9 protein-coding genes are annotated in these 13,277 nt (G+C 59.7%); 5 read left to right on the top strand and 4 right to left on the bottom strand.

All coding sequences use genetic code 11. From position 1 onward, the window contains the following. Window positions 1-11 precede the first annotated feature (11 nt). A complete protein-coding gene (locus FHT92_RS04630; protein ID WP_183822846.1) occupies window positions 12-3,758 on the top strand; it encodes a DUF1217 domain-containing protein in 3,747 nt (1,248 codons plus the stop codon). Window positions 3,759-3,822: 64 nt separating this feature from the next. Here FHT92_RS04630 and FHT92_RS04625 read toward each other — a convergent pair whose 3' ends face one another. From FHT92_RS04625 to FHT92_RS04615, 3 genes are all read right to left on the bottom strand, one after another. After that, window positions 3,823-5,253, bottom strand: a complete 1,431-nt coding sequence (locus tag FHT92_RS04625) for an FAD-binding oxidoreductase (protein ID WP_183822844.1) — start codon at window positions 5,251-5,253, stop codon at window positions 3,823-3,825. A gap of 20 nt (window positions 5,254-5,273) precedes the next feature. Further along, the gene (locus FHT92_RS04620) at window positions 5,274-6,248 is read right to left on the bottom strand and encodes an L-threonylcarbamoyladenylate synthase (RefSeq protein ID WP_183822842.1); all 975 of its coding nucleotides are present in this window, start codon (window positions 6,246-6,248) and stop codon (window positions 5,274-5,276) included. Window positions 6,249-6,338: 90 nt separating this feature from the next. After that, a complete protein-coding gene (locus tag FHT92_RS04615) occupies window positions 6,339-6,947 on the bottom strand; it encodes a DUF6656 family protein (RefSeq protein ID WP_183822840.1) in 609 nt (202 codons plus the stop codon). A 389-nt stretch (window positions 6,948-7,336) separates the two neighbouring features. Between FHT92_RS04615 and FHT92_RS04610 the strand changes: the two genes are divergently transcribed. Together FHT92_RS04610 and FHT92_RS04605 are read left to right on the top strand one after the other, a co-directional pair. Beyond that, on the top strand, window positions 7,337-8,581 hold the full coding sequence (locus FHT92_RS04610) for an aromatic ring-hydroxylating oxygenase subunit alpha (RefSeq protein ID WP_183822838.1): 1,245 nt from the start codon (window positions 7,337-7,339) through the stop codon (window positions 8,579-8,581). A gap of 144 nt (window positions 8,582-8,725) precedes the next feature. After that, window positions 8,726-9,190 (top strand): BA14K family protein, encoded by a 465-nt coding sequence (locus FHT92_RS04605; RefSeq protein WP_183822836.1) that lies wholly within the window; start codon window positions 8,726-8,728, stop codon window positions 9,188-9,190. A 54-nt stretch (window positions 9,191-9,244) separates the two neighbouring features. Here FHT92_RS04605 and FHT92_RS04600 read toward each other — a convergent pair whose 3' ends face one another. Further along, window positions 9,245-10,237, bottom strand: a complete 993-nt coding sequence (locus FHT92_RS04600) for a transporter (RefSeq protein WP_183745266.1) — start codon at window positions 10,235-10,237, stop codon at window positions 9,245-9,247. A 306-nt stretch (window positions 10,238-10,543) separates the two neighbouring features. On the opposite strand from FHT92_RS04600, the gene FHT92_RS04595 reads away from it, so the two are divergent. Further along, the gene (locus tag FHT92_RS04595; RefSeq protein ID WP_183822834.1) at window positions 10,544-12,319 is read left to right on the top strand and encodes an acyl-CoA dehydrogenase; all 1,776 of its coding nucleotides are present in this window, start codon (window positions 10,544-10,546) and stop codon (window positions 12,317-12,319) included. A gap of 10 nt (window positions 12,320-12,329) precedes the next feature. Continuing rightward, window positions 12,330-13,082 carry a crotonase/enoyl-CoA hydratase family protein gene (locus FHT92_RS04590; protein WP_183822832.1) on the top strand — a complete coding sequence of 251 codons (753 nt, stop codon included), beginning with the start codon at window positions 12,330-12,332 and terminating at the stop codon, window positions 13,080-13,082. Window positions 13,083-13,277: the final 195 nt, after the last annotated feature.

Raw genomic sequence — 13,277 nt, 5'->3', positions numbered from 1 at the left:
AGGGCGCACTTATGATCACGGCATCCCTGGCGTACGTTATTCTCTCTCGCGATATGCCCAAGAGCCTGGATCGCGTCGCTAATCAGACGCAGGTCAAGAAAGACGCCCAATATTACGCCGACAACATCAACAAGGTGAAGGACGTCGACGACTTCCTTGGCGATTACAAGCTCTATAGCTACGCCATGAAAGCTTACGGTCTCGACGATATGATCTATGCCAAGGCCTTCATGAAGAAGGTCTTGCAGAGCGATCTCACGGACGCGAACAGCTTCGCCAATAAGCTCTCCGACACGCGTTACAGAGAGTTCGCCGCCGCCTTCAATTTCAATGCGCCGCCCAAGGATATACAGACGGACGCGCAGGAAGACGATCTGATCGGCCTCTACAAGCAGTCTTTTGCCGATGCGGCACAGCAGGCCGCCACCGAAACGAAATATTACAGCGCGCAGATCGACGGTGTGAAGACCGTTCAGGACTTTGTCAGCGATCCGCGTCTCCTGAACTACGCGCTGAAGAGCGTCGGCATCGACCCGACTTACATGTCGAAAGATTATATTGCCGGTGTCCTGACGACCGATATCAGCAAGCTCGGCGGCAGCGCGCCGGACCCGAGCGATCCGAGCTTCGATCCGACCAAAACATATGTCGGCGACAAGCTCTATGCGCTCGCCCAGCAGTTCAATTTCAAGCCCGATAATGGCGATGCCCAGTATTTCCGCGACAATATCGGTTCAGTACAGTCGGTCGACGACCTTCTCGCCGACCCGCGCCTGCGCACGGTGGCGCTGCAGTCCGTGGGTATCGATCCGGCAACGGCCGACGACGCATTCATCAAGATGGTGTTGACGAGCGATCCCTCAACGCTCGGCGGTGACGCGCCCCTCAGCAATCCCAATCCGTCGCTCAACTATGTCGGCGACAAGTACAAGGAGCTGCGGTCCTATTTCAACTTCAATGCCGATGGTTCGGTGGCTGGTTCTGCGCAGAGCGCTGGTCAGACCCAAACCGTCGCGTCGCTTTACGCCTTCCGCGCTCCCATAGTTGGCGGCGCTGCGCAGACTGCGGCACAGAAGAACAACGTCATTGAACAGTACAATATCAAGACTGCACCGCAGATCGTCGACCGCGACGGCACGGCCAGCGATGTGTACTATACCAGCCAGGCGATGTCAGATCTCAACAAGAGCTACTATCTGTCCAAGATCGGCACGATCACCAATGTCGATCAATTGGTCAGTGACAAGCGGCTTGCGGATTACGTCCGTTCCGCCTTCAACATGGATCCGGGCTTCACGCAGCTGAAAAGTGTTCTGACCGATCCGGCCTATGCCCGTTCAGTCAATTTGGGGGATGCCTACGAGGCCTTCAATTTCAGGTCCGACGGCAGCGTTTCTCCCACGGAGCGCGCGCAGTCCTATGACCAGTTGACGGGTATACTGAATAACGCGACGAACATGTCGAGCTATTTCTCGAACATGATGATGCCGCCAGGTGGCGTCAGCCCGATCGACAACGTCGATGAATTGCTTTCCGACAAGATGCTGACCTCCTACATCAAGGATGCCTACGGCCTCGGTCAGGATTTCAGCAATGCCGAGCTGAAGAACATTCTCACGGATTCCACCTATGCCGCGACTGCAGGCCATCAGGACGTCCACGATGCCTTCAATTTCAACGCGGATGGCTCGGTCACATTCCAGACGCAGCCGGATGGGAGCGTTGTCGGCGCGCAGAGCGCCACGCAGCTTCAAGGCATAAATCAGCTCGTTTCAAACAACTCCTCGAATTACCAGACAAAGCTCGGCGATCTCTCCAATAATGGCTCGACTGCCGCAGTCGACGTGTTCCTTGCAGACGACAAGCTGGTCAGCTTCCTGCGTGCCAGCATGCAGATCGGCAACGACATCAGCGATACCACGCTTCGAGGTATTCTGACTGATCCGACTGTCGCGGCGGCCCAGGGATACAGCGACGTTTATCAGCTCTTCAATTTCCGTCAGGACGGCACGGTCGCGCAAAATACCCTCTCGCAGAGCGCCACTCAGGTTGCGGCGATGACCAAGAAGGCGGACGACGCGGCCACCTATTATGCAAACACAATACTCTCGATCAGCAGCGTGGATCAGTTGCTGGGCGACCAGAAGCTGAACAGCTACGTCCGTTACGCTTTTAGCATTCCGACGAGCGTTTCGAATGCCGATCTGCGTAATATTCTCACGGATCAAAGCGGCACCGGGCCCTATGCCAATGTGACGGCGGCGTTCAATTTTCAGGCCGACGGCACGGTCACCCCCGGCTGGGCACAGACGTCCACACAGAAAGCTACGATGAATTCGGCCGCTTCTGCTCGTGAACAAGGCGTCCTGGACCGGATGGGCGACGTCAACGATGTCGATCAGTTGCTGGCCGACTCGTCCCTGACGGACTATCTGAAAATGGCCTACGGGCTGGCCTACGACACGAGCGATGCCGAACTGAGAAATATTCTCACCGATCCGGCTCATGCCGCTTCCGTCGGCCAGAGCGATCTCAATGCTGCCTTCAATTTCGCCGCGGATGGATCGCTGCCGACTTCGACAGGCGCCCAGACTGGTGAGCAGACGACCAACACGTCAGACAATTACGGCGCTCGCGTCAACAATCAGGGCGAGGATCTCATTGACCGTATCGTCGCGAACTACAAGTCGCGAATGGACGACGCCAAGGGCGTGAAGAATGTCAATGATTTCATGAAGACCAACGCCACCGCCGATACGCTTCTCAGCAACAACTCCTATCCGGATCTGTATGAGATGGCGCTGCAGGCTTACGGCCTGACGCCAGATGACGTCTCGCGCTCCACCATGCGCAAGCTGCTCGTCAGCGATCCCTATGATCCCAAGGGATATGTCGCATCCTTCAAGGACGATCGCATCACCAAGATGGTGCGCGCTTTCAACTTCGGTCCCGATGGCAAGGCTGCCGAGCCAATGTCGGCTCTTTCTGCCGCGACTATGGCGAAATATGCGACCGATTATAAGTCGCACGTGACCATGCTGATGAAAGATGGCCCCGCAAAGGATCGCGCTTCCAAGGACGCCACCAAGGAAGTGGATTATTTCGGCAAGACCATGCCAGGTATAACGTCGCTCGACGATTTCCTGGCCGACAAGCGCTTGACGGATCTTGTGCTGAAAGCAAATGGCCTCGATCCAAAGAAATACGACAAGGATACGCTGAAGAAGATCTTCACTTCCGATCCTGATGACAAGAAGAGCTATCTCAACACCACGGCTGACGCGCGCTTCAAAGAGATCGTCGCCTCCTTCAACTTCGACAAGGACGGCAACCTCACCCGTGCCAAAATGGGCAAGATCCAGGATAAGCAGGCCGAAGCGAATACGCAGCAGCAGTATGTGCAGATGACCCTGGAAACCCAGGAGGGCGAAAAGAATGACGGCGTTCGGCTGGCGCTCTATTTCAAGCGCAAGGCAGGCGACATTACCTCGCTCTATGGTATCCTCGGCGACAAAGCGCTCTATCAGGTCGTCCAGACGGCCTATAGCCTGCCGCAGCAGATGTCGTCGATGGACGTGGCCAAGCAGGTCGATCTGCTCGGCCGCTTCGTGAAGCTCGAGGACCTGCAGGATCCGAAGAAGGTCGATAAGCTCGTCAAGCGCTTCACCGCCATGTACGACATCCAGAACAACACCCAGCAGTCGCCGGCGCTCCAACTCCTGACCGGTGGCACCGGCCAGGCGGCATCGCTGCTCTGATTGGCGTGAGCCTCTAAAGCAATTCCAGCAAAACTGTGCATCGGTTTTGCATTTGGAATTGCGCCTAGAGGCTCACCACCTTGTCGGGATTCATGATGCCGGCCGGATCGAAGGCGCGCTTGATGCGGCGCATCAGTTCCATCTCGATCGCCGGCCGGATCGACGCGAGCTCGTCACGCTTCAGCTGGCCTATGCCATGCTCGGCGGAAATCGAACCGCCATGGGCAAGCACCAGCCCGTGCACGATATGGTTCATCTCGTGCCAGCGGGCGATGAAGGCATCCTTGTCGGCGCCGACGGGCTGCGAGATGTTATAGTGGATATTGCCGTCGCCCATATGGCCGAAGGCGCAGATGCGCGCACCGGGCATGGCGGCCGTCACCGCCTCCGCAGCCTCGTTCATGAAGTGCGGTATCTTCGAAACCGGCACGGAAACATCGTGCTTGATCGAGCCGCCCTCCGGCTTCTGGGCATCCGACATGCTCTCGCGCATGTGCCAGAGCGCCTTCTGCTGCGCGACGGAGGAGGTGATTGCCGCATCCTGCACAAGCCCCGCTTCGAAACCCTGTTCGAGAACGGCATTCATCATCCGCTCGGCCGTCTCGGCGGAATCGGAGGTGGAGATATCAATGAGCACATACCAGTCATGCGGCGTTTCGAGCGGATCGCGCACGCCGTCGATATTGCGCACGGTGATCTCGACGCCGAAGCGCGGCATCAGTTCAAAGCCCGTCAGTGACGTGCCGCAGAGGCTGGAAGCGAGATTAAAGAAGGCGAGCGCGTCGTCGACCGAAGAAAGCCCGGCAAAGGCCACCTGATGGCCGAGCGGCTGCGGGAAAAGCTTCAGCACCGCACCGGTGATGATGCCGAGCGTGCCTTCAGCGCCGATGAAGAGATCGCGCAGATCATAGCCCGTATTGTCCTTTTTGAGGCGGCGGAGCCCGTCCCAGATCTCGCCCGTCGGCAGTACGACTTCGAGGCCGAGGCAGAGCTGGCGCATGTTGCCATAAGCGAGAACCGCGGTTCCGCCGGCATTGGTGGAAAGGTTGCCGCCGATGCGGCAGGATCCTTCCGAACCGAGCGACAATGGAAACAGACGCCCATGCGCCTCGGCGGCCTTCTGCACCTCGGCGAGGATCGCGCCGCCATCGGCGACCAGCACGTTTGCGACCGGATCGACATCGCGGATCCTGTTCATGCGTTCGAGCGAAAGGATGACGTCGGCCTTGCCCTCGCGCGGCGTCTGCCCGCCAACGAGGCCGGTATTGCCGGTTTGCGGCACGATCGCCGTGCCGGTCTCTGTCGCAAGCTTCATGATTGCGGAGACTTCCTCGACCGTACCGGGTTTCAGCAGGAGAGGGGAGGAGCCGTGATAGAGGCCGCGGTTTTCGATGAGGTGCGGCGCGAGATCGGCTTCGCTGCGCAGCGCATATTTTTCGCCGACGATGGCGGTGAAACGTTCGATAACGTCTGGAGAAATGCTTGTGCTGCCCATGGAGCCGGGTTCCTCTTTCCTCACTCGCGCGGTGCTGCCGCGCGCCGCAGCCGGTCGTTGATCGCCTCTCCAAGCCCTTCGTCGGGGATTGGCGAAAAGGCGATCACGGCCGCGCCGCTGGCATCCGCCTTCTTCATGTAGTCGAAAAGATTGGCGGCCGCTTCCGAGAGATCGCCGCGTGGGCTGAGGTTCAGCGTGATCGCCGCGTGCTCTGCACCCGCCACTCTGTCTGGACCGAAGGCAATCAGCGCTTCACCGGGTTTCAGTGCCGTGGCCTCCAGCCGGACGGCCGCGCCCGGCGCGTAATGCGAAGCGAGCATGCCCGGCGCTTCGATCGCCGCGGTTGCCTTCGTCGAGCGCAGCAAGCGCTTGCCGGCCACCCGTTCGATCTCCCTCGTCGGCAGGCCGCCTGGCCGCAGCAACCGAAGTTCGCCGTTCTCGACCTTCACGATCGTCGATTCCACGCCGACGGTACTCGCGCCAGCGTCCAGGATGAGAGGTATCTTTGCCCCGAGGTCAGCTTCGACATGGGCCGCGCTCGTGGCGCTCACCTTGCCTGACGTATTGGCGCTCGGAGCCGCAAGCGGCCGCCCGAACGCACGGATCAAGTCGCCGGTAAAACCTTTCGGTATGCGGATGCCGACGCTGTCGAGGCCCGCCGTGGCGAGCGCATGGATCGCGGTGCCGGTCTGGAGAGGCAGTACCAGCGTCAGCGGGCCGGGCCAGAAGGCTTCTGCGAGCGCGCGTGAGATCGGATCGAATTCTGCATAGGCCTCTGCCATCGCAAGATCCGCCATATGGCAGATCAGCGGATTGAAGCGCGGCCGTCCCTTGGTCTCGTAGATGCGGGTGATAGCGGTCGGATTGGTGGCGTCGGCGGCAAGGCCATAGACCGTCTCGGTCGGAATGGCGACCGCGAAGCCTTCGGCAAGTGCCACGCAGCCGGCTTCGAGCGCCGTCTGTCTGTCCGCCTTGATGTCGATTATTCTTGCCATGTCCTGCCCGGTTTTACTGCGGCAGTCATTAGGCCTTCCTTGCGGCGCGATCAATCCCGCCCGGAGCTGGTGGATCAACTGTCGGCGAACCTACAGTTGGCGAATGATTTGGCGCAGCTGTTCGTTGCGGGCGCCAAGCAGGAGGATGTTGCGGATGGCGATCTGCGGATCGTCGGTGCGGAAGAGCAAGCCGTTGCCCCGCACCGAGCGGTCGACCACCATCCTCTCTGGCGTGCTGTCGCCCGGTTTGATCGCCACGGCGAAATACATGCGGGAATTCTGCACTGCGATATTGTCGAAGAAATTGTCGTTGTCGCCGATGTCGGAATAGAAGTTGGCGATATAGAAGGCCCATGCCACTTCGTCGTAGCGGGCGAACTTGGTACGTGCGGCCGTGACGTGGCAGTAGCCGAGATGCGGGCTGTCGGCCAGCGTCCGGTGGAAAATCATCTTCGGAAACTGGATCGAACGGTGGAAGCCGTTGATATTCTGGTGGGTTTTTTCGCCGGCGGCCTGCAGCTTCCGTGCCGTCCTTTCAGCCACTTCCTCATGGGTGAGATAGCGGCGCTCTTCCGGAAGCCAGTCTTCGCGGCGGCGGCTGATGCGGCCGGTGCGCAGGAATTCTGAGTGCTTGGTAGGAAGCCGCGATTCGGCGGGCTTGATCTGTTCCCGCGCGTCGAAATATCGAAGTTTGGCCATGGCTTTCGCAGTCTTCGCTGTGTCGGTCACTGCGCAGGATAGGATTTCGTGCTTAACGTCCTGTTAAAATAACGGGAAGAAGGCGCGGGTGCCGGGTTTGAGAGCGGGATGTCGCAAATGCGATAAAATCGGCCCGCAGCATTGGATTCGCTTATTTCTGAAGCGCCGCGAATGTCGTAATTGACAACGGTCAACGGTGAGTGATTGTTTCTGAGGACACCCGGCTCACTGTCGTCAATTTCGAAGCGGATGTCGCTTTACAACCAAGCGACCGGCATGCTCGGTGCTTAAATGACGCCATGACCAGCTCTCCGGAGAGAGAGGGAAACGGGCGCGCTTCCGCTGTCGTGCTCTAAAGGAGTGGCAGCAACATGCACGAGGATAGGCAGATGGATATTCGCAGCAACGTTTTGCGCCAGCTCAAGGGCCGCCGCGAGGGTTTCAGCCTCGAGCAACCCTTCTACATCGATGAGGATTATTTCCGTCTGGACATGGAGATGATCTACTATCGCGACTGGCTGTTCATCGGCCATGACTGCGAACTGCCGAAGCCGGGCGCCTATTTTACCGTCCAGATCGGCGACTATCCCGTCGTCATCGTGCGCGGACGCGACAATGTCATTCGTGCCTTCCACAACAGCTGTCGCCACCGCGGCTCGCGTGTCTGCACCAAGGAGCACGGCTCGTCGGTGCGTCTCGTCTGCCCCTATCACCAATGGACCTACGATCTCGACGGCAAGCTCGCCTTCGCACGCCATATGGGCGATGATTTCGATAAGAGCGGCTACGGACTGAAGCCGGTCCATTGCGAAATCGTCGCCGGCTACGTCTTCATCTGCCTCGCCAATGTTGCGCCGGACTTCCAGACGGTGCGCGATAGGATCGAGCCCTATATGGCGCCTCATCACATCGGCGAGGCCAAGATCGCCTTTCAGAGCACCATCATTGAGAAGGGCAACTGGAAGCTTGTCTGGGAAAACAATCGCGAGTGCTACCACTGCGCCGCCAATCACCCGGAGCTCTGCCGCACCTATCCGGAAGCACCGAGCGTGACAGGCACGGACGGAGGCGCCGACGATCCGGAGATTGCCGGCCACTGGGCGCGTTGCGAAGCGGCCGGCCTGCCGAGCAAGTTCCAGATCTCGCCGGACGGACAGTTCCGTACTGCCCGGATGCCGCTGATCGAGGACGCCGAAAGCTACACCATGTCAGGAAAGCCCGCCGTCAAACGCCCGCTCTCCAACGATGTCAAGATCAGCCACATCGGCACTATGCTACTGTTCCACTATCCGACCACATGGAACCATCTGCTTGGCGACCACGCCATCTCCTTCCGCGTGCTGCCGCTGAGTGCCAACGAGACGGCGGTGACGACTAAATGGATTGTCCACAAGGATGCAGTCGAAGGAGTAGACTACAATCTCGAGGAACTGACCCACGTCTGGACCGAAACCAACGATCAGGATCGCCGCATCGTCGAAGAGAACGCCTTCGGCATCCACTCGCCGGCCTATGAGCCCGGTCCCTATTCTGCCGCTCACGAAGGCGGCGTAATGCAGTTCCTCGAGTGGTATTCGAGCTTCATGGTCAATCGGCTGCAGGGTGATCAGGCAAAGCTCTCGGTCGTTGCCTGAGGGCGATCGCCAGCGGTTAATGCCCGGTTCATTTCGCCTCCGGTAAAAGCGGAGTGTAGATGCCGTTTTCGGGTCTTTTGGGAACAATTTCCCATATTATCCGTTGTCCGGCATGCTTTTTTCGCTCTTGATCGGAGATACGCAATGTTTGGGCTGACTAAGAGGGTCGCGACTGCGGTGATGGCCGCCGCCGTCGTTGCGACGAGCTTCGTGCCGTCGCAGGCAATTCAGATGCCGTCCGCCCCACAGGTGGAAAAATCATCGCCTGTCGAAACCGTCCAGTACCGCCGTTATTATCGCCCCGGCTACTATCCTCGTGCCTACCGTCCCGGCTGGTACGGCGGCTATCGCGGCTATTCCTATTATCGTCCGGGCTATCGCCGCTATAACGGCTACTGGTATCCGCTGGCCGCTTTCGGTGCCGGTGCCATCGTCGGCGGCGCCGTCGTCGCTCAGCCGCGCTACTATGCGCCTGCACCGGCTCCCTCGGGCATGACGCCGAGCCACATCGCATGGTGCGAAAATCGCTACCGCTCCTACAGGGTCTACGACAATACGTTCCAGCCCTATAACGGTCCGCGTCAGCAGTGCTATTCGCCCTACTACTGAGGGGAAACCAGAGATTGAGATAAAGCGCCCGGCCATCCAGCCGGGCGTTTTCATTTAGAGGATATCCACCCGCTTCAAGAGCCACCAGGCCAAGGCGATGGAGGCGAGGATGAGCCCCACGGCATATTCCGTACCGTAGTCTCCGACGGCGAAGGGCAGGTTGGCTGTGTTCATGCCGAAAAAGCCGGTCACCAGCGTCGGCGGCAGCAGGAAGGCCGTCATGATCGACAGGATGTAGAGGTGGCGGTTCGTCTCCGAGGAGAGCTTGGAATCGATTTCTTCGTGCAGCAGCCTTGCCCGATCCTGCAGCGCATAGACATCGTGATCGACTGTCTCCAGCCGGCTTGTCAGTCGTCCGGCAATATCGTCGAAGCCGAAAGGCATTTCGTCTTCGTCGGAGGCTGCCGCTCGCCGCATCAGCGCAAGGACCGTGCGCAGGTGGCGATGCAAGCGCACGATCGTGCGACGGACGGGAGCAAGCCTGCGGCGTTCGTCACGCGGCGCGTTGTCGTAGACGAAGTCCTCGATCAGGTTGAGCTCTTCCGTGAGCTCCATGACGACGGAGATCAGCGTGCGCTGGAACTCGGTCACAAGCAGCTCGAAGAGGTCGACGGGCCGGGTGAACTTGGCGGGATTCTTCTCGATCATGACACGCGTTCGTTCCACACTTCTCAGCGGCTGCAGGCGCGTGGTGATGATGAAACGGTCGGAGATGGCGAAATGCAGCCAGCCGAGATCGGCCGTGTCCTGATCGAATTCGCGCTGGCAGTCCACCAGCGTACCGTAGAGCATCTGTTCGTCGACAGTCAGGACCGCGTGCGTGTCGCGCGTGGTCAGCGCCGACTTGGCGTCATCCATCACGCCGAGCGTGTCGAGCAGGGCGGGCACTCGGGCATCGGCAAGGTTGAGATGCAGCCAATAGAAACCCTGGTCTGCAGTCAGCTCCGCGGCCGTCGCGCTGTTTTGCAGCCGCGTGGCCTTCTTGCTTTCCGGCGAGAAACGATAGGCCCAAACGAGGCCGGGTATGTTGGCAGGCAAGGTATCCATTATTGTCGATCCTCTCGCGAAAGCGATCAATCCTACTAGAGCATGTCGCGCAAACTGTGCAGCGGGTTTGCGATAACGGCATGCCTTAAAACAAAAACCTGCTGCCGGCGGCGGATCTGAACGATCGCGACACGCTTAGAGATTCTCCATGACGTTTGTTTGTGCAAGTGCACAAGCGAAAAGGCGCTCTCGATAGGTAATCGACGGAAATCAAATTGACGTTTACGTAAAAATCAATTAGCTCTTCGGTTGGAGGCGCTTATGCACCGGCTTTGCCGTGCGTGAGCTGAATGCGGAGGAAATAAGATGTATAAGGCGCCCGTCGAGGAGATCGCGTTCACGCTGAAGCATGTTGCCGGCATGGCGGAGGCGATCGACGACGGTCTACTGGCCGATCTCGGCGAGGATCTCGTCGAAGCCATCCTTGCCGAGGCGGGACGATTTGCCACGGAGGAAATCGCCCCTCTCGCCGACATCGGCGATCGCCAAGGCGCCCGTCTTTCCAACGGTGAGGTGAAAACGCCAGACGGATGGCGCGATCTCTACCGCAACTGGGCAGCAGGCGGCTGGAACGGCCTGACGGCGGCGGAAGAATTCGGTGGCCAGGCCCTGCCGCATATGCTGAATGTCGCAGCGCTGGAAATGTGGAATTCCGGTTCCATGGCCTTCGCCCTCTGCCCGACGCTGACCATGGGCGCCATCGAAGCGCTGAACGTTCATGGCAGTGCCGCTCTCAAGGAAAAATATCTTGCGCGCATGGTCTCTGGCGAATGGACCGGTACCATGAACTTGACCGAACCGCATGCAGGCTCCGATCTCGGGGTGCTGAAGGCGCGCGCCGAACGCCGCGAAGATGGCAGCTACCGTATCTTCGGCCAGAAAATCTTCATCACATGGGGTGAGCACGACGCAGCCGGAAACATCATCCATCTCGTACTCGCGCGTCTGCCGGATGCGCCTGATGGTACGCGCGGCATCTCGCTCTTTCTCGTGCCGAAATTCCTCGTCAACGACGACGGCTCTCTCGGCGCCCGCAACGATCTCCACTGTCATTCGCTTGAACACAAGCTCGGCATTCATGGCTCGCCCACCTGCACCATGATCTATGGCGATGGCAAATTCGGCGGAAAGGGCGCTGTCGGCTGGTTGATCGGCGAGGAGAACAAGGGCCTCGCCTGCATGTTCACGATGATGAATAACGCCCGCCTCGCTGTCGGCATGCAGGGCGTGGCAATCTGCGAGGCGGCGACGCAGAAAGCGATCGCCTATGCGAAGGAGCGTACGCAGGGCAAGGCGCCCGGCTGGAGCGGCTCCGGCATGAGCCCGATCATCGAACATCCCGATGTTGCCCGCATGCTGCTCACCATGAAGGCGCTGACGCAGGGTTCGCGCGCCATCACCTATGCCTGCGCCCACGCGATCGACATGGCCCATCGCGCCAATGAACGGCGCGAACATTGGCAGGAGCGCGCTGCATTGCTGACACCGATCGCCAAGTCCTTCGCGACGGATGCCGGCGTCGACGTCGCCTCCCTCGGTATACAGGTGCACGGCGGCATGGGCTTCATCGAGGAGACGGGTGCCGCCCGCTATCTGCGCGATGCCCGCATCGCCCCGATCTACGAAGGCACGAACGGCATTCAGGCGATCGATCTCGTCACCCGCAAGCTGCCTTTGTCTGATGGCAAGCAGGTTAGGGGCTTCATTGCCGAATTGAAGGCGATCGCTGAGGCTGTCCGCAGTTCAAACCTCGACAGTTTCGGCGCGACGGCCGATAGGCTGGATTCCGCCCTTGCCGATCTGGAGGAGGCGACAAGCTGGCTTCTTGCCCGCCTTGCCGAGGGCAGGTCCGCCGAGGCCCTGTCGGGCGCGACGCCCTTTCAGCGTCTTTTCGGCCTTGCGCTGACCGGCTGCTATCTCGCCAAAGGCGGCCTTGCCCGCACCAAAGACGGGGCAGTCGAGGGCCGCATCGCGCTCTGCCGCTTTACTGCGGAAAACCTTTTGTCCGAAACAGCGGCGCTGAAAGACCGTATCGTCAACGGCGCCGATAGCCTCGCCGCTGCCCGCGCCGTCCTTGCCTGAGGAGCTGACAATGAGCGATCCCGTCATCATCGCGCGATCCGCAGAAAATCCGGCTGTCCAGATCATCCGCTTCAACCGGCCGGAAAAGAAGAACGCCTTCACCCGCGCCATGTATCGTACGATGACGGATGCCCTGAATGCCGCAAACAGTGATGCCGGCATCAGGGTAACGGTCTTTCTCGGCGGCGAAGGCTGCTTTTCTGCCGGAAACGACATCGGCGATTTCCTCGCCGCGGCCATGGGCGGCGGCATGGGCCAGGAACTGATCGATTTCCTCTACGCCCTCGCCAATGCCGGAAAGCCGCTCGTCTCGGGCGTAGACGGTCTCGCAATCGGCATCGGTACGACGCTCAACCTGCATTGCGACCTGACGATTGCCTCCGATCGCAGCCAGTTCCGCACGCCCTTCGTCGATCTGGCGCTGGTCCCGGAAGCGGGTTCCAGCCTAATCGCCCCGCGCATCATGGGCTATCAGCGCGCCTTTGCCATGCTCGCTGCTGGTGAGGCCTTCACGGCCGAGGATGCGAGGCAAGCCGGCCTTATCTGGAAGGTGACGGCGCCGGAAGAGGTGGAAAGCCAGACGCTGGCTACGGCCGCGAAGCTTGCCGCCAAACCGCCGGAAGCGCTGAGGCTCGCCCGTGACCTCATTCGCGGCCCGCGGGAAGAGGTCATCACGCGTATCGATGAAGAGGCTCGCCATTTCGCCGCACGCCTTAAAAGCGCAGAAGCTCGCGCCGCCTTCGAGGCTTTCATGCGTCGCTGAGCCCCTAAAAATCAGTGGTTATTATCATGTGCCAATTTAAGCCTCTCTTAAGCATAATCTAATTATTGAACCGAGGACGGATCCCCAACCGTCCGGACGCGTGACGTGTTTCGTACGAACCCCTTGTCCGAAATTTACCCACAGCCTCGCAGTTCGCAGCGCGCTTAACCCCCGCGCTGCGAAACCGTTCACGGT

It is taken from the genome of Rhizobium sp. BK377 (assembly GCF_014193935.1).
GTDB lineage: Bacteria > Pseudomonadota > Alphaproteobacteria > Rhizobiales > Rhizobiaceae > Rhizobium.
This window is presented reverse-complemented; position numbering and strand designations above follow the sequence as displayed.

What these genes read in the sequence shown, in the direction of transcription:
- FHT92_RS04630 (WP_183822846.1), top strand. Translation starts at nt 12, where the DNA reads ATGATCACGGCATCCCTGGCGTACGTTATTCTCTCTCGCGATATGCCC.
- FHT92_RS04625 (WP_183822844.1), bottom strand. Translation starts at nt 5,253, where the DNA reads ATGGGCAGCACAAGCATTTCTCCAGACGTTATCGAACGTTTCACCGCC.
- FHT92_RS04620 (WP_183822842.1), bottom strand. Translation starts at nt 6,248, where the DNA reads ATGGCAAGAATAATCGACATCAAGGCGGACAGACAGACGGCGCTCGAA.
- FHT92_RS04615 (WP_183822840.1), bottom strand. Translation starts at nt 6,947, where the DNA reads ATGGCCAAACTTCGATATTTCGACGCGCGGGAACAGATCAAGCCCGCC.
- FHT92_RS04610 (WP_183822838.1), top strand. Translation starts at nt 7,337, where the DNA reads ATGGATATTCGCAGCAACGTTTTGCGCCAGCTCAAGGGCCGCCGCGAG.
- FHT92_RS04605 (WP_183822836.1), top strand. Translation starts at nt 8,726, where the DNA reads ATGTTTGGGCTGACTAAGAGGGTCGCGACTGCGGTGATGGCCGCCGCC.
- FHT92_RS04600 (WP_183745266.1), bottom strand. Translation starts at nt 10,237, where the DNA reads ATGGATACCTTGCCTGCCAACATACCCGGCCTCGTTTGGGCCTATCGT.
- FHT92_RS04595 (WP_183822834.1), top strand. Translation starts at nt 10,544, where the DNA reads ATGTATAAGGCGCCCGTCGAGGAGATCGCGTTCACGCTGAAGCATGTT.
- FHT92_RS04590 (WP_183822832.1), top strand. Translation starts at nt 12,330, where the DNA reads ATGAGCGATCCCGTCATCATCGCGCGATCCGCAGAAAATCCGGCTGTC.